Raw genomic sequence first — 18,239 nt, 5'->3', positions numbered from 1 at the left:
TGGGCGCGACCACTGGCGTCCGGAGTGTCCGCGGGATCAGGACTTGGTCTCGTTGCTGCAGTACCAGTCGCCGTAGCGGCTGCCGCCGCTGTAACGGGCCTCGCACACGCGCACCGGTATGTTTTCGGTGATGTCGTAGTTGCACTGGCGGATCTCGGTGCCGTTGTCGCCGATGCTGGTGGTGTCGTAACAACCGGTACGCAGGTCCACCCAGGTGTAGCCGTCACAGCCGACGTTGGCACAGACCCGCTGCTGGATCTTGCCGTGCACCGAGTAGCCGTCGGCGACGTGGTCGGTGATGTACAGCCAGTCGCCGTCCGGGTAGAAGGTCGACGTGTTCCGGTCAGTTTCGATCACGGAGAGATGACACAGCACTTCGGTTGGCTCAGTCAACTGAGCTGAAGTAAAAGCGAGTTGATGTTAACCGCCGCCGCGTGCGGTCAGGGGAAGTCCGCACAGTCCGCAACGAACCCTTCTGAAACGGGCTGCCACGCGCCACGGCTCTCATGTCTGCTCAGGTGCTCCGCCTCTTGGAGGCAGTCGATCAGCTGGGCGCCGGTCAAGGGGACGGCGGCCGCGCAGAGCTCCACGGGAGGCCGTACACACCGACGAAACCACCGCGGTACGGGACGGCCGGATCATAGGCTCCGCCTCGTACCCGTACCCGCCTGACGGCAGCCGACGGCGGGCGTCCGTCGCCCGTGTCCGCGCGGGACTTCACGAAAGTGCCCCATGAGCCTGGAAACACTGATCAGTTCTCTCACCGCGGCCACCGCCGAGGAAGACGCGCCGCTGCGGCCCACGCTGTACTCGCTCGACGACCCCGCGCAGCGTACGGCCCTCGGTGCGCTTCTGGAGCGCGGCGAGGTGGCCGCCGTCCGGGACGCGCTGGCCGAGCAGGTGGCGGAGTTGCTGACCGCACGCAGGCCGGACCGGTCCCCGGACGCGGATGAGCTCGCCGCCGCCGTGGAGGCGCACCTGGGCGGGCGGACGGCGAGCGCGTACGGGTCCTGGGCCTGGTACCCGTGGTCGCGGCAACTCGTCCACGTACTGCCCCGCGACGAGTACCGCGAGCTGCGGCAGTCCCGCAACCGGTACAAGATCACGGCAGAGGAGCAGGAGCTCCTGACGGGCCGCACGATCGCCGTGATCGGCCTCTCGGTCGGGGCGGCGAGCGCGGTCACGCTCGCCCAGGAGGGTGTGGGCAGCCGGTTCCGGCTCGCCGACTTCGACCGGTTGTCGCTGTCGAACCTCAACCGCCTGCGGGCCTCGGTCGCCGATGTCGGCCTGCCCAAGGTGGTGATCGCCGCACGCCAGATGTACGAGATCGACCCCCATCTCGACATCGAGGTCTGGCCGCAGGGGCTCACCGAGGAGAACGTCGACGCGTTCCTGACCGGCGGCGGGCGCGCCGATCTCCTGGTGGAGGAGTGCGACGACCTGTACATCAAGGTGTACGCCCGCGAGCGGGCCCGCGCACACCGCATCCCGGTGTTGATGGAGACCAACGAGCGCGGCATGCTGGACGTCGAACGGTTCGACCGAGAACCGCACCGCCCGCTGCTGCACGGGCTGTTGAGCGGCGTGGCGGCCGCCGACCTCAAGACGCTCTCCACACGCGAGAAGGTGCCGTACGTCCTGCGGATACTCGACCAGGAACGGCCGTCGGAGCGGTTCGTACCGTCGCTGGTCGAGATCGGGCAGACCATCTCCTCCTGGCCGCAGCTCGCCTCGGGGGTGGCGCTCGGCGCCGCGCTGGTCACCGACACGGCACGTCGTCTCCTCCTGGGGACGTTCACGGCGTCGGGGCGCTACTTCGTCGATCCCGGGGAACTGGTCCGCGACGGCATGGAAACGGTTCTGCGGTCCGAGGAGCCTCCCCCGGCCGGGGCCGCGCGGGAGGTCGCCGCGCGGGAGGTCGCCCCGCCCCTCCGCCTTCCCGAGGCCGGACGTCCGCTGGACGAGGAGGCGGTGCGCCGTCTCGTCTCGTACGGGATGCAGGCCCCGTCCGGCGGCAACGTCCAGCCGTGGCGGTTCGTCTCGCGGGGACGGGTGCTGGAGTGCCGGATCGACGACGACCTGGCGCCGACGCTGCTCGACTTGGAGCGGTCGGCCAGTCATCTGGCGATCGGTGCGGCGGTGGAGAACATAGACCTGGCCGCCCGCGCAGCCGGATGGGCCTGCCGAGCCCGCATCTTCCCGGATCCGGCCGATCCCGGCCTGGTCTGCGAACTCTCCTTCACGGATGACGGGGACGACGGGGACGACGAGGAGGACGAGGCAGGCGCGACGCACGGGCCGCGGGTGCCGCTCGCCGAGTGGATCGGGCACCGCACGACCAATCGCGCCCCGGGCGCGGACACTCCGCTCGCGGGTCCGGACGCCGACGAGCTGACGCGGTGCGCGCAGGAGAGCGGAGCCGTGCTCGACCTGGTCACCGAACGGGACGGGTTGGAGGAGGTCGGCCGCATCCTGGGCGCCGGTGACCGGCTGCGCTTCATGTCGCCGGCGCTGCACCGCGACATGATGGCCGAAATGCGCTGGGACGACGAGGAGGTCCGGCGCACCCGGGACGGCATCGACGTCGCCACGCTCCAGCTCGACCGGACGGACCTGGCCGGCATCTCCATCGCCCGGCACTGGCCGAACCTCGCATTCATCCGACGGATCGGGGGCGGTGCCTCGTTCGAGGAGGGCGCCCGCAAGCTCGTCGCCGCGTCCTCCGCGATCGGCGTCCTGAGCATTCCCGGCACGACGCCCGACGCCTACGCGCGCGGGGGCCGGGCGCTCCAGCGGCTGTGGCTGACCGCCACCTCCCGCGCGCTGGCGGTGCAGCCGCTCACCGCGCTGCTCTACCTCCTCGCGCGCGTCGAACGGGGCGGCGGAGCCGGTCTCGACACCGAGGAGATCGCGACGCTGCGGGCCCTGCGCACCAGGCTGGCCAAGATCCTGCCGCACCGCCCCGACAACGCCGAGCTGATATTGGTCCGGCTGTCGTACGCCCCACCGCCCGCCGTCCGTTCGCTCCGCCGCGACGTCGGCTCGTGCCTGCGCTTCGCGGGGCTGGAGGGCGCCTGACGGCACCGGTCGCGGACGGGAGTGGACAGCAGTCCGATGCACATCAACCGATCGGATGACGAGCGGAAGCCCGGTCCGGGGGCGGGGCGGTCTTGAGCACGGAGAGAGGATCGAGGTCAGGACAGGTGGCCGCGAGGCCGTGGAGCGGATGAGGGGTACGGGATGAAGGACGTCGATCGCCGGTTGCTGAACGCCGCGCGGGCCGGGGACGCCGCTGCCGTACGGGCGGCGGTCGAAGGGGGCGCGAACGTCGAGGTGCGCGATGAGGAGCTGCGCACGCCGCTGCTCCTCGCCTCCCTCGGGAACCACGTGGACGCCGCCAGGATGCTCGTGGCGGCGGGCGCCGACGTCGACGCCCAGGATGCCCGCCAGGACAGCGCCTGGCTGGTCACCGGGGTGACCGGCAGCGTGGCGATGCTGCGCGTGCTGCTCCCGGCCGGGCCGGACCTGCGGCGCACCAACAGGTTCGGCGGCGTGTCGCACATCCCGGCGAGCGAGCGCGGGCACGTCGCGTACGTACGGGAGGTACTGGCGGTCACGGACATCGACGTCGATCACGTCAACCGGCTCGGCTGGACCGCCCTGCTGGAGGCCGTGATCCTCGGCGACGGGGGCCCGGCCCACCAGGAGATCGTACGGCTGCTCCTCGCGGCCGGGGCGGACCGGGAACTGGCGGACGGCGACGGGGTGACGGCGCTCGCGCACGCGGAGCGGCGCGGGTACGCCGAGATCGCGGCGTTCCTGCGGTGAGGGCTCCGCGCGTACCCCGGGCCGGAAGGCATCGGCCGGCGCTGGTCCTGGCCGGGGTCGCCGTGCTCGCCGGGTGCGCGGCGAGCGGTAGCGGTGGCCGGCGTACGAGCGGCCCGGAGGGGGCCGGGGCCGCGGCGGCACCACGGGTCGAGTCATCGGCGGCCGACGCGGCCGTGCCCACGGCGCACGGCACACTCCTGGTCACCGACTTCGGCGGCTCGACCGTGACCTTCGTGGATCCCGCGCGCGGCCCGGTCGGCTCGGTGGAGGCGGGGACAGCCCCGTACGGGCTGGCACTCGGCGCGGACGGGCGGGCCTGGGTCGCGACGGCGGAGGGGGTCGCGGTGGTGGACACCGCCACCCGCACCGGCCTGGGCCGCATCCCGTACCGCACCCGCAGCGGGCCCGCGACCACCGGGGAGTACCGGGGCGGCGGGATGGGCATCGCGCTCGCGCCCGACGGGCGGCAACTGTACGTGGGGGTCAACGTGCCCGGCGGCCCGGGAGTGCTGGAGGTCATCGACACGGCCACCCGTACGGTGACCGCCACCGTGCCCGTCGGCCGCCGCCCCTTCGACGTGGACGTCGCGGCGGACGGCAGCGAGGTGTACGCGACCGGGCACGACTCCTACGACGTGACGGCGGTGCGCGCCGACACCCTCGCGGCGCGGCGGCTGGTGGTCGCTCCTCACGGGGAACGGGGCCTCGGCTCCTGGCTGAAGCCGCACTACGCGGTGGTGCGGCCCTCCGACGGGCGGCTTGCTGCCGTTCGAGGGCGAGAAGCTGGCGGTGCTCGACCCCGGTACGGGCCGGGTCACCGTCGAGCCGATGACCGTGGACCTCCACCAGCACGGGGCCGCCCTCGCCCCCGACGGCACGCTGCTGGTGGTCGGCGCGGCGGAGGGCGAGGAGGCGGCCTCGCTGACGGTCCGGTCTTCGTGCCCTCGGTGCCCGATCAGCCCACCGGTACGGGCCGCTCCTTGTCGTCGGCGCGCCCGGTGTGCCCGTTGTGTCGGTTCTCGCCGGTGTGGACGGCGGTGCGGTCCGTGCGCCGCGGCCGTACCGGCCACCAGATCGACCGGCCCAGCAGCGCGGCCAGCGCCGGGACCAGCACGACCGACAGGACGAACGCGGACAGCATGATCCCGAGCGCCGTCGCGAAGCCGATCTCCTGCGTGCCCGGATTCGGGTTGACGGCCAGGCTCCCGAACGAGGCGGCCAGGACCAGGCCCGCCGTCGCGATGGCCGGAGCGGTTTGCCGTACCGCCCGGGCCACGGCCTCCCGGGCCGAACCGGGCTTCTCCATCTCCTCCCGTATCCGGTCGCTGATCAGGATGTTGTAGTCCGTGCCCAGCGCGACCACGAACAGGAACAGCACAAGCGGCAGCATGAAGTTCACCCCCGGCCGGTCCAGCAGGTTCTGCGAGACCAGCGCCGACGCGCCGAGGGTCGCCGCGAAGCTCAGGCCGACGGAGATCATCAGGACCAGCGGCGCGAGCAGGCTGCGCAGCAGCAGGATCAGGATCAGCAAGATCAGCCCCGCGGCCACGGGAAAGACCACCTTCAGATCGCCGGAGACGGCGGAGGAGATGTCGGCGAAGAGAGCGGCCGTGCCTCCCACGTGTGCCTCAGTGCCCTCGGGCCGGTGCGCGGCCACTGCGTCCCGGACCGGTCCGGACACCAGGTCGCGGGCCTGCTGCTCCTGCGGATCGGCGGTCAGGAACAGGTCGATCCGCGCCGCCCTGCCGTCCTCGCTGGGTACGACAGGGGCGATCTGGCCGACACCTTCGACCGCTGCGAGCGCCTTGGACAGTCCGCCCAGCGCGTGGGCGTCGAGCCTGCCGCCGTCAGAGGCGGTGACGAACACGGTGGTCGGGTCCGACACCCCGGCGGGCAGGGCGCGCGCGATCTCGGCCGCCGTGCGGGCCGCTGCCGTACCCGTGTCGCCCGCGCCACCCGGCCCGTAGTCCGTCTGCATCCCGGCCAGACCCGCCGCCAGCGCGCCGAGCACCGCCAGCGAGGCGAGCACCATCGTCACCGGACGCTTCGCCACCTGGCGGCCCATCCGCCCGGCCATGCCCTCGGGGGGCTCGCGGCGCAGGCCGCGCGAGGGCCAGAACATCTTCCGCCCGGTGACGGCCAGCAAGGCCGGCATCAGGGTGAGACTGCCCAGCAGCATGACCAGTACGGACACGGCGATCGCCGGGCCGAGCACCCGGAACTGGCCGAAGGACGCGACCCCGAGGGTGGAGAACGCGGCGACGATCGTCAGCGCCGCGGAGGTGACCGCCGTACCCACCCGGCCGGCGACCTCGGCCGCCGCGGCGCGCCCGGTCTGCTCCGGGCGGGCGCGCAGCTGTTCACGGAAGCGGAACAGCAGGAAGAGGAAGTAGTCGATCCCGATCCCGATCAGCACCACGTTGATCAACTGCGGGGTGGAGGCGTCGAGTCGGACGCCGGTGAGCAGGGAGGCGCCGACCACCACCCCGGCCGCCGCGCCGCCGATCACCGACACCACGAGCAGCGGCAGCAGTGCCGCCAGGACGCTTCGGAACACCAGGACGTGCAGCAGCACGATCACCGCGAGCATGGCGATGCCGACGACCGTCGAACGGGTCTTCTCGGCATCGGCGGTGTCCACGCTGTTCGCGAGCCCGGCCGTGAACCCGGTCCGCAGCCCGGCCTCGGTGAACTCGGCCCGGGCCTGGTCCCGGAAGGCCCGGTACAGCTCCTGCATCCCGGGATCCAGGAGATTGCCGGTCAGTTCGACCGACAGCAGCCGGAAGCTCCGGTCCGGGGCGGTCATCGCCGGGCTGATGCGGGGGACCTGCGAGTGGTCCTTCGTGAAGGGCGGCGTCTCTTTCGTCTTCGGCATCGCCACCTCGCGCCGGGCGAGCTTCGCGGCCTCGGCGTCGATCAGCAGCTCGTCGGACTCGGACAGCTTCGCCCCGTCCGCCCGGGCCACCAGCATGGTGAGCGGATTGGCGTCGGGCTTGACCCCGAAGTGCTCCTCGGCGACTTTCAGCGCCGCCGCGGAATCGTAGGTGGCGGGCAGGAACTCGCCCGTACCGGGCTGCGTGACGCGGAAGACGAAGGCCTGGCCGAGTATGGACGTGGCGATGCCCAGCACCGCCCAGAGGGCGATCACCTTCCAGGGACTTCGGGTGGCGAAGCCGGTCAGGGCGCGGATCACAGGGTCCTCCGTAACTCGATCGACCGGGGGTTCCCGGACGTTGTCCAGCTCATCAGCGCCCGCGCCGCGAAACGTCGTTGCCGGGGAGGAACCCGCGCCCGGGACCGGGGTCCGGCGTACTCGCCGGACCAGGACCGGAGTCCTGGTCCGTCCTCCGCCTGCGGGGCTAGGGGGTGTCGTTCCTCCGCTGCGAGAATGGATCCCGTACGCGAACCGCGGCGCTCCGGTCCGGATCCGGCGGGCCGGTGACAGGGGGGACCGGCAGACATGCCGATACGCAGTGAGGGCCGGGCCGAGGAGGCGGGCGAGGGCGGGGCAGGGGCGGGCGACTTCGGCGAGGCCGACCGGAGCAAGCCGCGCCGTCCGGTCTTCGACTGGACCCGCAATGACGCGCTCGTGGCCATCGGGGCGGCCGTCAACGACCTGATCGGCTATTCGCTCGGCGCGGCGGACGACGGCCGGCCCGTCACCGTGCCGGCTCTCGTTCTCGTGGTCCTGGCCGCGCCCTGCCTGCTGGCCCGCCGGGCCAGGCCGGTGACCGTGCTCGGCGCCGTCCTCGTCCTCGGCGCCGCGCTGAACCTGACCACGCCGCAGGGCCCGCACTTCTCCGCTGCCTACATGGTCGCGCTGTACACCGTGACCCGCCTGCGCGGCCCGGCGGTCACGGCGGCGGCCGCCGTCGCGACCGTGCCGCTCACGGTGATCAGCGGGGGCTACGGAGACTCGTCCGTCCTGCCGGGCCTGCTCGGCAACACGCTCGCGGTGGTCCTCGTCGTCGGCACCGGACTGGTGGTGCGCCGCTGGCAGCAGGAGGCCGAGGCCAAGCGCACCCTGCTGGCCGACCGGGCGGTGGCCGAGGAACGCCGCCGGATCGCACGCGAGTTGCACGACATCGTCGCGCACCACATCACCACCATGCAGCTGATGGCCGGCGGCGCCCGGGCCAACCTGGCGCACGACCCGGGTGCGGCCCGTGAGGCGCTGGTCACCCTGGAGGACTCCGGGCGGATGGCGCTGCGGGAGATGCGGCAACTCCTCGACGTCCTGCGGGCCGGGGAGGAACCGGAGCAGGTCCCGCCGGCGCCGCAGCCCGGGACCGAGGACCTCGGCCGGATCATCACCGAGTCCCGGCTGGCCGGCACGCCCACCGAGTTCACCGTACGGGGGACGGTCCGCCCGCTGCCGCCGACCGTCGGCCTGGCGGTGTTCCGGATCGTCCAGGAGGCCCTGACCAACTCCCGTAAGCACGCCGTCGGCGCGCGGGCTCACGTACGGCTGACGTACGGTCCGGACGGCGTCGACGTGGAGGTACGGGACGACGGCGCGCGCGGTACCCGCCCGGGTGCTTCGCGGCCGGGCACCGGCGGCGGGTACGGTCTGATCGGAATGCGGGAACGCGTCGCGCTGCAAGGCGGCACCCTGGAGGCCGGCTCGTGCGACGGCGGCGGATTCAGGGTGGCGGCCAGGCTCCCGGCAGGCGACCCGGGAGGACAGTGAGAGGACCGACGCGGATGATCCGTGTGCTCATAGCCGACGACCAGCCGCTGGTACGGCGGGGCTTGGCCCTGATCCTGGCGCCCGACCCGGCGTTCGAGGTGGTGGGCGAGGCCGAGGACGGCGCCCTGGCCGTCGCCCTGGCCCACGAGCTGCGGCCCGACGTGGTCGTCATGGACATCCGGATGCCGGTCCTCGACGGCGTCCAGGCCACCGAAGAGCTGGCGCGGACACTGCCGGAATCCCGCGTTCTGGCCCTCAGTACCTTCGACATGGACGAGTACGTGGTCGCCGCCCTGCGCGCCGGCGCGTACGGCTTCCTCCCCAAGGACGTCTCCCCGGAGGAGCTCATCGCCGCGGTGCACACCGTGCACACCGGCGAGGCAGCCGTCGCGCCCCGGCTGCTCACCAGGCTGATCTCCACCTATGTACGGGGCTCCGCCCGGCCGCGCCCGGCGGCGACGGCTCCGGCCGGCCTCACACCGCGCGAGCTGGAGATCTGGCTGCTGCTGGCGACCGGTTTCGACAACGCGGAGATCGCCGGGGACCTGGACATCAGCGTCTCCACGGTCAAGAACCACATCACCGGCATCTTCACCAAGCTGGGCGTGCGCGACCGTGCGCAGGCGGTCATCGCGGCGTACGAATCGGGCCTGGTGGCGGCGGGTCACTCGAGCGGTTGACCGACCAAGTGCCCGCAGAGGACGCCCAGGTGTAGCGGGGGAAAGCGGGCCCTCGCCTGCCTCGTGTACGCAGGCGCGGTTGAGACGACGTCGGCCTTGGCTCGGGCACAGGGCGACGAACGACTCATACAACGCAGCGAAGTTCTTGTCACCTGGGCCGCCATCATCCTCAGGCGGGCTGCCACAGTTCGATCCGGTTGCCTTCGGGGTCGGTGACCCAGCCGAATCGGCCGACGCCCTCCATGTCCTGCGTCTCTTCGGCCACGTCCGCCCCCTTGGCACGCAATTGCGCGAGCATCGCATCCAGGTCGCGGACCCGGAAGTTGAGCATGGTTCGCTGGGCGGGCGACCCGAAGTAGTCGGTCTCGGACTCGAACGTCGCAAACACCGTCGGCCCGGCGCCCTGACGCCACAGGCCGTTCTCACCGGCGTCCAGGCCCAGGCAATCGCGATACCACGCGCTCAGGGCCGCCGGGTCGGCCGCCCGCATGAAGTATCCACCGATGCCGAGCACACGTTCCATGCAGCCATCTTGCCAGCACGGCGATCGGCCCGGCCGGCACCACACCATGGCCCGCCTCACTCCCCCGTCTCAATCGCGCCCCAGAGCTCGGCGTGGTGCCAGCAGCCGGGCTCGCGGCTCAGCAGCGCGGACGGGGCGTCGGCGAACGTCGCGAAGGCCCGGGCTGCCGCGACGGTGTCGTAGCACAGGCCGTCGTACGTGGAGTTGGTGCGGGCCGCTCACCGGGACTCCGTGCCTCAGGGGTCAGACAGGCGTACGGCGAGGGCTGCGATGTCGTCGTCAAGGCGACCTCTGCTGTAGCGGAGGAGGTCGCGGTGAAGAGCCGTGAGCAGTTCGCGGGGCGGTGTCGGGGGCTGTCCACGCATCCAGGCTGCCAGCGGGAAGAACTCGCCGTCGCGGGCGCGGGCCTCGGCGATTCCGTCGGTATAGAGGAGCAACAGGTCGCCGGGGGCGAAGTCGAAGGTGTCGACGGTGTAGTGATCGCCGATCAGCTCCGCGAGGCTGAGCAGTGGCGAGGGGGTGTCGGGATCGAGGACACGGAGTTTCCCGCGGTTCAGGAGCAGCGGCGGGGGGTGTCCGCAGTTGAGGATGCCGATACGGCTGCCTACGTGCGGGATCTCGACGAGAAGGGCGGTGGCAAACCGCTCCATTGGGCCCTCGGGCGGGAAGGCGGCGTTGTAGCGGGTGCTGCTGGCATCCATTCTGCGTGCGACGTTGACCATGTCGGTCTCGTCGTAGGCCGCCTCCCGGAAGGCATTGACGATCGCCGCGGCCGCCCCCACTGCCGGCAGGCCTTTGCCCCGCACGTCACCGATGAGCAGCCTGACCCCGTACGGCGTGTCGACCACCTCGTAGAAGTCCCCGCCGATGCGAGCCTCGGCCGCGGCCGCGAGGTACAGCGACTCGATCTCGACATTCCCGAAGCGGCGTGGCATGGGGCTCAGCACCACCTGTTGCGCCGCGTCGGCGACGAGACGCACCTGGAAGAGGGTGCGCTCCCGCTGGAGCCGGAGATGGCTTCCGTACGCGGCGGCCACGGTGACCGCGACGATCCCCGCGGCCGTCCACCACGTTCCCAGATCGGGGAAGACGAGGCCGAGGCCGATCATCAGAAAGAGGCAGACCGTCCCGAGCAGGACGGTGGGAAGGACCGGCCACATGGCGGCAGCCAGGGCCGGCGCCGCGGGCAGGAGGCGACTGAAGGCCATCTCCGGCGGAGTGGCGTAGGCCAGGCTGGCGATCACGACGGTCAGAATGACCGGCGACAGCCGCACAAACCACCCCCGGCCGTAGCGCCGAGGCAGCCGCGGCCGTCCAGACTCGATCACACTTCACATGATATGTGGCGAATAAGGGCATAGCGCTCTGGCGAGCAGAGTCGGCCGCCTACGCCACCCGCCTCGCAGCCGATGAGCGCCCCTGCGGCCCGCGCCACTCGGACTTTGCTGTCGCTGATCAACCTTTGCCGGCACAGGGCGTCCGCCCGCCGCCCCGCCGGCACGGCAGGTCGACACCAGGACAGAAAATCGAACACATGACGCAATTTGGGTGTGCGCACGCCTATGCCCCGCCCATTTCGCGGGGCCCGCGTAGGGTGCCGGCTCCCGCGGCCTGACCCTGACCGTCGGCTAGCGGTCGTCCGCCGCAGTGGCGGGCTGTGCCAGGCATACCGCGGTGTGTTCCAGCCCGACGCTGTGGGAGCCCTTTACCAGGACGATGCCCCCCGGCTCGATCAGGTCCCGGGCCAGGTTCAGGGCGTGGTCCCGGTCGCGGGCGCTGACCACCTGCAGGCGCGGATCGTCCTCCTGCGCAGCCTCGGCCATCGCCTGAGCGTCGGCGCTCACCATCGCCTGCGGCACCTCGGCCAGCACCGTGCGGGCGAGCGCGGCGAGCGCGTCCAGTACGTCATCGACGACCACGGCAGGAACGCCGACGGGCCGGCAGGCAAGGACCGCCACGGCCCCGGCCTTCACTGCGTCCGCCGCGAAGGTGTGACCGTCGGCATGCTCACCGGCCAGCGCAGCGAACAGACCACCGCGCTCGACCGCGCGCGAGTAGACGAGACCGGCCCGGCCATTTCAATTACCGGCGACGGGAGCGCCGCCTGATGACGAGGCAGTGTCTTCGCCACGTCCCCCGCGAGTCGGGCAGGATCGGGCTGGTGATCTCCGCTGGCGGCGTGGGCCTGCCCGCGTGCCATCGCCCGATGACCCAGCCCGCCCACCGAAGGAACCCTCACGTGTCCGAACCGCAGTTCCCCACCATCACGCAGTACGCCAGTCCGGACCTGATCGCCGCAATCGTCTACGAGGGCCGCGACAGCGGAGGCGATCCCCGCTGGGCCGAGTCCGGCGCCCCCGACGTCGACACGTACCGCCGGTGGTGCGGCCACATGTGCGGCATCGCCTGCCTGCGCATGGCGCTGCTCGCGCGCAACAGTGACGCGCCCACCCTGTTCGAGCTCCTCGACGGTGCCCGGAAGTACGGGGCTTACACCGAGGACCCGGACTCCGGAGCGATCCACGGCCTGATCTATGCCCCGTTCGCCCAGTACGTGGGCGACGTGCACGCCCTGGCTGCAGAGGTGCACCCGCACCTGACGGTGCCCGGCCTCCTCGGGCTGCTCGACTCCGGACGGCTGGTGATGGCCTCCGTCCACAAGGAGATCCGCCGCCCCGAGAACCCCGCCCCGGGCAAGGGCGGGCACCTCGTGCTCGTCACCGGCCGCGAAGGCAGCACGGTGCAGTTCCGCAACCCGTCCGGCCACACCGGGCAGGCCCGCAGCGCGACCCTGCCCGTACGTGAGTTCGCCGAGTTCTTCGCCGGCCGAGGGGTGTCTCTGGCCTAGGGCCTCCTCTTCCGGACCTTTCCTGCCCCTCGAGCTCCCCCGAACCGTCCCGGCTCGTGATCGCGCGCGGTCGGCGGGGAGCGCTTGGAAGCGCAGGCGGCAGTCCCCCCGTGTCGAGGTACACCTCCCCGTACTCAGCCGCGTACGCGGGAACGTGTTCACGCGGCGGGCGGTATGGGCCCCTCGTGGGGGTTCGGTGTCGCGGCAGGGATCATGGACGCATGCCCGAAGAATCGAACCTGCAGTCAGGCCTGTGGCCGCTCGTACCGTCCGATGCGACCGACTGGCTGCTGGAACTGTGCGGCGATGGTGTCACCGGGTTCATGCCGCCGGCGATGCCCGACGAGGTCTGGGTGCTCAACGCCATGTACGAGCACGAGCAGGGTCCGGCCGAGGTGTCGTACCACGAGTACCGCCAGACACGTCTGGCGGACGGGAGCATCCAGCCCGACACCTTCGCGGGTATCGACCTCGAAGTGGGCATCGCCACGGGAGGCGGCCTGGGCCGTGCCGAGCACCCCGGCCGCGGCTGGCGGCGGTTGCGCTGGACGGAACTCGCCCGGCGCACCGGCGATCCCGTCGTACCCGACGGGCTGCTGCCCTCCTACCGGTGTTTTCCCTCGGCCAAAAGGGAGGGCAGCTGGCCGCTCGGCATCGTCCCGCCCACCGAGGGGAGCCTGGACCGTGACACCTGGAACAGGCTGATCGCGGTCCTCACGGAACATGGCCCCGTCGGCCCGGACACCCCCTGCCTGGCCTACTACAACCCGCTGATGCTCGCGGCCGTCGACTTCGACAACCTCCATGTGCAGGCCGGCCGCCTCGGCGACGCCGGGGTCCTCTACGACAACCCCTCGGCCGCCTTCTGCCCCTCCAACCTCTGGGCGCAGGACCGCTCATGGGTCCGATGACGGCGGGTCCGCCGGCAGCGGTGGGCGGCCAGGAACTCCAGCGCGCGCCGGCGCACCAGCAGCCCGTGGCCGAGCTGTTGCCGATCTCGAATTTTCCGGCTGCGGACGGTCTCGAACAGGGCCTACCGCGTCCCAACGTGGTGAGTGGTGCCTTCGGCGATGGCCAGGAGCTTGTCGGGGTTGGCCACGTTGTGGATGGCGGTGATGCGGCCGTCGGCGTCGAAGTCGAAGGTGACAGTGGCGATCACCCGGCTCGGGCCGCTGAACAGCATGCCGGGCCCGCCGTTTATTTCTACGAGTTCAGCATTCATGTCGGCCGGCTCGATGCCCTGGTAGGTGACGGTGCCGATGGCCGCGAACCAGGCAGCCACCGTGGATGCGCCCACGACCGGACGCAGAGCCTGGCGGACCTTGCCGCCGCCGTCGGTCCACAGAGCGACGTCCGGGGACAGCAACTCCATCAGCGCGTTGACGTCACCACCGGTCGAGGCGGCGAAGAACCGCTCGGTGACCTCGCGCTGCCTCGAGGGGTCCGTGGGGAAGCGCGGCCGACGGGCCCGTACATGCTCACGAGCGCGGTGCGCGGCCTGCCGCACCGCGACTTCGGACCGCTCCACCGCCTCCGCGATCTCGGCATGGCTGAAAGCAAAGACTTCCTTCAGCACGAACACCGCACGCTCGAGCGGACTCAGCGTCTCCAGCACCACCAGCATCGCCATCGACACCGACTCGGCGTCCGTGACGGCCTCGGCGGCGTCCGTGACGGTAAGAATGGGCTCCGGAAGCCACGGCCCCACATACGTTTCGCGCTTGTACCGGGTGGAGCGCAGCCGTTCCAGCGCCACATTCGAGACGATCCGCGTCAGGTACGCCTTGGGATCGGCCACCTGCGAGCGGTCGGCGGCCGACCATTTGATCCAGGCATCCTGGACCGCGTCCTCGGCATCGGCCGCAGTGCCGAGGAATCGGTAGGCCACCGAGAACAGCAGATTGCGGTGCTGGTGGAATATCTGCTGGTCAAGGTCCACGGACGACTGGGTCACCGCGCCTCCTGGACCCGGGTGAAGCGGCCGCCGCGCGGCCAGAACGCGCCCGACGCGGGCATCTTCTTCATACGGCCGTAGGTCGGCCAGGGCGAAGTGGTCACCGTCTCCTTATACCGTGCCGCCATACGGCCGGTCAGATACATCCGCCGGGGGCTGTCGTCGGGGCGGGTGAACTGCACGACCGCGTCGTGCCGCCCCAGGCTCACCGGCGTGTGGTAGTAGCCGAAGCGGAAGGGCTTGGGCTGCTTGCCCTTCAACACGCGGAAGATCGACACCGCGGCGTGCACGCCGGTCGGCATACCGCCCTGGCAGGTGCCGTGCATGACGCCGTAGCCCTGGCGGACGGCGGCCGCGTCGCCCACGGCGTACACCTCCGGATGCGACACCGACCGCAGCGCGGCGTCGGTGACGATGCGGCCGCGCTCGTCGACGGTCAGCCCGGCGGCGGCCGCCAGCGGCGACACCCGCGTACCGCTCGTCCACAAGACCACATCGGCGGGGATGCTCTCCCCGCCCGCCAGCTCGACCGCATCGGGCAGCACCTTCACCACCTCGGCCCCGCTGCGCACCTGGACGCCCAGGCGCTCGAGCGCGGAGTGCAGGTACCTCTTGGCCTTCGGGTTCATGGCCGCGCCGGGTTCGCTCCGGCCCAGCAGCACGACGTTCAGCCCCGGGTGCTGCTCGGCGATCTCCGCGGCCGACTCGATACCGGTGAGCCCGTTGCCTGCCACCACCACCGTGCCACTGCCGAGCCGCGCCAGCCGGTCGGCCAGCGCCTCGGCGTCCTCGGCGCTGTTCAGGGTGTACGCGTGGTCCTCGACCCCCGGCACCGCCGCTGTGTCGGCCACGCCGCCCAGCCCGTACACGAGCGTGTCGTAGTGCAGGATGCGGTCATCGTCGAGCCGTACGGTCCTCGCGACCGTGTCCACCGCCGTCACCCAGCCGCACATGAACTGCGCACCCGTGCCGGCCAGTAGCTCCGGGATGCTCAGTTCGGCGAGCCGCTGCCCGGTCCCGGTCATGTGCAGCCGCATCCGCTCGGTGAACCGCTCCTGCGCGTTCACCAGGGTCACCTGCACGCCCTGGTGTCCCTCGACCCGGGCCTCGAGCTGGATCGCCGCGGACATGCCCGCGTAACCCGCCCCCAGCACCAGAACACGGTGCGGAGTCACCCCTGCTTCGTGCCGTTCGTTCATCGTTCCGCCTTCCTCCGCTTGCTGCTGACGACCACCAGATGGAAGCTGTCGGCCCGTTCGTGACATGCGGCGGATGTGACGCGCGACACAGCAGTAGCGGAGACGCCTGGCTGCACGCCGGCGTATCTACTCGTTCCCCGGCTCGAAGACCGAGGTTCTCGCCTATTACACCAAGGCCGCGGCGGCCGATGGCTGGAAACTGCCCTACTTCGGTGAGCAGGGTGCGAGCCTGCGATGCGCGGTCACGCGACCAGGCGCAGCCAGGCCGCCGCGAGTGCGGCGTGGCCGGCCGGCGTCGGGTGTACGCCGTCCGCGGCGCAGTACTCCGGCTCGGTCGTCGCGGCGAGCTCGGCGAACATGCCGTCGGCGGCGAGCAGATGCGCGCGGTACTTGCGGGCGAGCTTGCGCACGACCTGGATCTTCGGGTCCAGGTCGGTGCGCCACTCCTCCCGTTCCTTCTCGCCGATGAGCGCGACACCGGCACCGGCCTCGACGACGCCGTGGATGGGCAGGAGGAACGGCTCGATGAGGATCAGCTTCGTGCCCGCCTCGGCGAGGGGCGCGAGCAGGCGGTCATAACCCGCTTCGAACTCCTCCGCGGGGATCACGTACCCCTTCGGGTCCAGCGTGTGCCAGCCCATGTCGTTGACCCCGACGAGGATCGACACCACGTCCGGGCGCGCGTCGAGTACGTCCGTCTGCCAGCGGGCTTCGAGGTCCATCACCTTGTTGCCCGCGTTCGCGGTGTTCAGCCAGGTCACGGGCCGATCCGGGTGCCGGAGTCCCCACTCGCCCGCGACGCGCAGCGGGTAGCCGAACCCAAGGCCGTCTTCGCTCTCGAGCCGTTGGCAGTCGGTGATCGAATCGCCGGTGAACATCACGGTGCTTCCCGGCCGGACAGTGATCGTCATGTGCGCTCCTTGAACCAGGGTGAGGAGGGGAAAGCGGATGAGAACGCTGATGCTCCGGCGATCAAGAGATTTCCGGACCGCCGAACCAGCGGCCGGCGGCCCGCTCGAAGGCTTCACGATCGGGGCGGCGATCACCTGCCCAGGCGACTGCGCCGTCAGGCCTGACCAGCACGGCACCCAATCCGAGGTCGTTCCTCGCCGGGCCGGCCGCGTACCGTACACGGCTCTCCCAGCGCATCGCCGAACCGCGCAGGCGTCGGTCGGCGCTGAAATCGAGCGCCACGCCCCGTCCGTCCTGCATCAGGTCGCCGAGGCGCGTGCCGTCCTCGAGGCGAAGGTCCGGGGCGATGCGGCCGACCAGCGGATGCTCGCTGCCGAAGTCGTAACGGATCCACGATCCCGACAACCTCTCGAACACGTAGGTCGTTCCGTCACGGGTCCCGATCAGGTCGCGGACCACTCCTTGCATCGCCTGGCCGTGCGGGTCCGGCCGCATGGCCTCCACCTGGGCGCGCGACCAATCGAGTACTGCTGCGCCGATCGGATGGCGCTCGCCGGTGTACGTGTCGAGCAGCCCGTCCGGCGCGTGCCCGTGCACGGTCGCCGCAAGCTTCCAACCCAGGTTCATGGCGTCGCCGATGCCGGTGTTGAGTCCCTGCCCGCCCAGGGGCGAATGGATGTGGGCGGCATCGCCGGCGAGCAGGACGCGTCCCTTCCGGTACGTCGTCGTCTGCATCGCCCGGTCGGTGAAGCTCGAGGCGAGACGAACGTCGCTCACCGTCACGTCGGAACCGGACACACGGCGCAGAACCGCCTGGAGATGGTCTCGAGTCGGCTGCTGCGAGCGATCGAACGCGCCGCCGTCGAAGTCCATCATGCCGATGTGCCCCTCCGAGGGCATTCGCATGTACATGCCCGTCGGCGTCAGGTTGAATCCGGGCCGCAGCTTCTCGGGGTCGGCGATGGTCGCGTGCATGGTGTAGCCGGTGAACTGCGGCTCGGTGCCGACGAAGTCGAAGCCCGCGAGGCTGCGCACCGTACTGCGTCCGCCGTCGCAGCCGACGAGCCAGCGCGCCGCGTACGCGTCCGCGCCGGCTTGCGCGACCACACCCTCATCGTTCTGGGCGATGGCCGAGACCGTGACGCCGCGCCTGACGTCCACGCCGAGCTTGGCTGCCTGCTCGGCCAGTACCGTCTCGACCGCTTCGAGGTGCGTCAGCACAGCGTCCGGTGCCGGGCTGGGAAGCCGGAACGGCAGGGCGGTGACGTCGACCTTGGCCGGGTCGAGCATCATGCCGGCGAAGTGGCCCGCCCAGCGAGGGGGTGACACCTCGTCCGCGTCGGGGTTCGCTGCGGGGGCGCCCCTGTCGCCCGACGCCGTCAGCAGCGGGTGCAGCACCCCGCGGCGGTAGAACGCCTCGAGCGACGCGGCGGACAGGCCGCGCCTCCCCAGCGGTTCCACCTTCCACGGGGAGCCGGGCTCCGGCTCCCGCTCGAGAACCAGGACCGAACAGCCCGCGAGGCCAAGCTCGCAGGCAAGGAACAGACCGACCGGGCCGGCTCCCACGATCACTACGTCATGCACGATAGTTCCCCTCCCAGACCT

Annotated in this window: 14 protein-coding genes and 2 pseudogenes; 7 read left to right on the top strand and 9 right to left on the bottom strand. The window is 71.3% G+C overall.

The window, feature by feature from the left end; translation table 11 throughout:
• Positions 1-36: 36 nt before the first annotated feature.
• On the bottom strand, positions 37-357 hold the full coding sequence (locus OHT74_RS36870) for a hypothetical protein (RefSeq protein ID WP_328622671.1): 321 nt from the start codon (positions 355-357) through the stop codon (positions 37-39).
• Positions 358-732: 375 nt separating this feature from the next.
• Here OHT74_RS36870 and OHT74_RS36865 point away from each other — a divergent pair, with 375 nt between their 5' ends.
• From OHT74_RS36865 to OHT74_RS36855, 3 genes and pseudogenes are all read left to right on the top strand, one after another.
• On the top strand, positions 733-3,078 hold the full coding sequence (locus tag OHT74_RS36865) for an Rv1355c family protein (RefSeq protein WP_328622670.1): 2,346 nt from the start codon (positions 733-735) through the stop codon (positions 3,076-3,078).
• Between the two features lie 162 nt (positions 3,079-3,240).
• Positions 3,241-3,828, top strand: coding sequence for an ankyrin repeat domain-containing protein (locus OHT74_RS36860; protein ID WP_328622669.1), 588 nt, complete (start codon positions 3,241-3,243; stop codon positions 3,826-3,828).
• Between the two features lie 62 nt (positions 3,829-3,890).
• A pseudogene (locus OHT74_RS36855) lies at positions 3,891-4,764 on the top strand (YncE family protein); the annotation flags it as partial.
• A gap of 19 nt (positions 4,765-4,783) precedes the next feature.
• Here the strand turns inward: OHT74_RS36855 and OHT74_RS36850 are convergent.
• Positions 4,784-7,021 (bottom strand): MMPL family transporter, encoded by a 2,238-nt coding sequence (locus tag OHT74_RS36850; RefSeq protein WP_328622668.1) that lies wholly within the window; start codon positions 7,019-7,021, stop codon positions 4,784-4,786.
• 267 nt (positions 7,022-7,288) lie between these two features.
• Here OHT74_RS36850 and OHT74_RS36845 point away from each other — a divergent pair, with 267 nt between their 5' ends.
• Positions 7,289-8,518: a sensor histidine kinase gene (locus tag OHT74_RS36845; RefSeq protein WP_328622667.1), complete on the top strand. Its 1,230-nt coding sequence runs from the start codon at positions 7,289-7,291 to the stop codon at positions 8,516-8,518.
• Positions 8,519-8,532: 14 nt separating this feature from the next.
• On the top strand, positions 8,533-9,198 hold the full coding sequence (locus tag OHT74_RS36840; RefSeq protein ID WP_328622666.1) for a response regulator transcription factor: 666 nt from the start codon (positions 8,533-8,535) through the stop codon (positions 9,196-9,198).
• Between the two features lie 169 nt (positions 9,199-9,367).
• Here the strand turns inward: OHT74_RS36840 and OHT74_RS36835 are convergent, their stop codons facing one another.
• From OHT74_RS36835 to OHT74_RS36825, 3 genes and pseudogenes are all read right to left on the bottom strand, one after another.
• Complete coding sequence (locus tag OHT74_RS36835; RefSeq protein ID WP_267002207.1) at positions 9,368-9,721, bottom strand: VOC family protein; 354 nt, start codon at positions 9,719-9,721, stop codon at positions 9,368-9,370.
• Between the two features lie 236 nt (positions 9,722-9,957).
• Positions 9,958-11,049: a PP2C family protein-serine/threonine phosphatase gene (locus OHT74_RS36830; RefSeq protein ID WP_266670952.1), complete on the bottom strand. Its 1,092-nt coding sequence runs from the start codon at positions 11,047-11,049 to the stop codon at positions 9,958-9,960.
• A gap of 542 nt (positions 11,050-11,591) precedes the next feature.
• A pseudogene (locus OHT74_RS36825) lies at positions 11,592-11,852 on the bottom strand (Mur ligase domain-containing protein); the annotation flags it as partial.
• A gap of 108 nt (positions 11,853-11,960) precedes the next feature.
• On the opposite strand from OHT74_RS36825, the gene OHT74_RS36820 reads away from it, so the two are divergent.
• Complete coding sequence (locus OHT74_RS36820) at positions 11,961-12,569, top strand: C39 family peptidase (RefSeq protein ID WP_328622665.1); 609 nt, start codon at positions 11,961-11,963, stop codon at positions 12,567-12,569.
• A 221-nt stretch (positions 12,570-12,790) separates the two neighbouring features.
• Positions 12,791-13,480 carry a hypothetical protein gene (locus OHT74_RS36815; RefSeq protein WP_328622664.1) on the top strand — a complete coding sequence of 230 codons (690 nt, stop codon included), beginning with the start codon at positions 12,791-12,793 and terminating at the stop codon, positions 13,478-13,480.
• Between the two features lie 122 nt (positions 13,481-13,602).
• On the opposite strand, the gene OHT74_RS36810 is transcribed toward OHT74_RS36815, so the two are convergent.
• The 4 genes from OHT74_RS36810 to OHT74_RS36795 all read right to left on the bottom strand — a co-directional run bounded on the left by OHT74_RS36810 (position 13,603) and on the right by OHT74_RS36795 (position 18,218).
• Positions 13,603-14,508, bottom strand: coding sequence for an RNA polymerase sigma-70 factor (locus OHT74_RS36810; RefSeq protein WP_328622663.1), 906 nt, complete (start codon positions 14,506-14,508; stop codon positions 13,603-13,605).
• A gap of 11 nt (positions 14,509-14,519) precedes the next feature.
• The gene (locus OHT74_RS36805) at positions 14,520-15,722 is read right to left on the bottom strand and encodes an NAD(P)/FAD-dependent oxidoreductase (RefSeq protein ID WP_328622662.1); all 1,203 of its coding nucleotides are present in this window, start codon (positions 15,720-15,722) and stop codon (positions 14,520-14,522) included.
• A 242-nt stretch (positions 15,723-15,964) separates the two neighbouring features.
• Positions 15,965-16,633 (bottom strand): GDSL-type esterase/lipase family protein, encoded by a 669-nt coding sequence (locus tag OHT74_RS36800; RefSeq protein ID WP_266670943.1) that lies wholly within the window; start codon positions 16,631-16,633, stop codon positions 15,965-15,967.
• A gap of 61 nt (positions 16,634-16,694) precedes the next feature.
• Positions 16,695-18,218: an FAD-dependent oxidoreductase gene (locus OHT74_RS36795; protein WP_328622661.1), complete on the bottom strand. Its 1,524-nt coding sequence runs from the start codon at positions 18,216-18,218 to the stop codon at positions 16,695-16,697.
• Between the last annotated feature and the right edge of the window lie 21 nt (positions 18,219-18,239).

The organism is Streptomyces sp. NBC_00354, assembly GCF_036106915.1.
In the GTDB taxonomy this organism is placed as follows: Bacteria; Actinomycetota; Actinomycetes; order Streptomycetales; family Streptomycetaceae; genus Streptomyces.
The sequence above is the reverse complement of the archived record's forward strand: the minus strand, read 5'-3'. Positions and strand labels throughout refer to the sequence as shown.

Bases quoted from the DNA above. Each gene is read 5' to 3' on its own strand.
- OHT74_RS36845 (WP_328622667.1), top strand. From the start codon at position 7,289: ATGCCGATACGCAGTGAGGGCCGGGCCGAGGAGGCGGGCGAGGGCGGG.
- OHT74_RS36815 (WP_328622664.1), top strand. From the start codon at position 12,791: ATGCCCGAAGAATCGAACCTGCAGTCAGGCCTGTGGCCGCTCGTACCG.
- OHT74_RS36840 (WP_328622666.1), top strand. From the start codon at position 8,533: ATGATCCGTGTGCTCATAGCCGACGACCAGCCGCTGGTACGGCGGGGC.
- OHT74_RS36805 (WP_328622662.1), bottom strand. From the start codon at position 15,722: ATGAACGAACGGCACGAAGCAGGGGTGACTCCGCACCGTGTTCTGGTG.
- OHT74_RS36800 (WP_266670943.1), bottom strand. From the start codon at position 16,633: ATGACGATCACTGTCCGGCCGGGAAGCACCGTGATGTTCACCGGCGAT.
- OHT74_RS36865 (WP_328622670.1), top strand. From the start codon at position 733: ATGAGCCTGGAAACACTGATCAGTTCTCTCACCGCGGCCACCGCCGAG.
- OHT74_RS36860 (WP_328622669.1), top strand. From the start codon at position 3,241: ATGAAGGACGTCGATCGCCGGTTGCTGAACGCCGCGCGGGCCGGGGAC.
- OHT74_RS36835 (WP_267002207.1), bottom strand. From the start codon at position 9,721: ATGGAACGTGTGCTCGGCATCGGTGGATACTTCATGCGGGCGGCCGAC.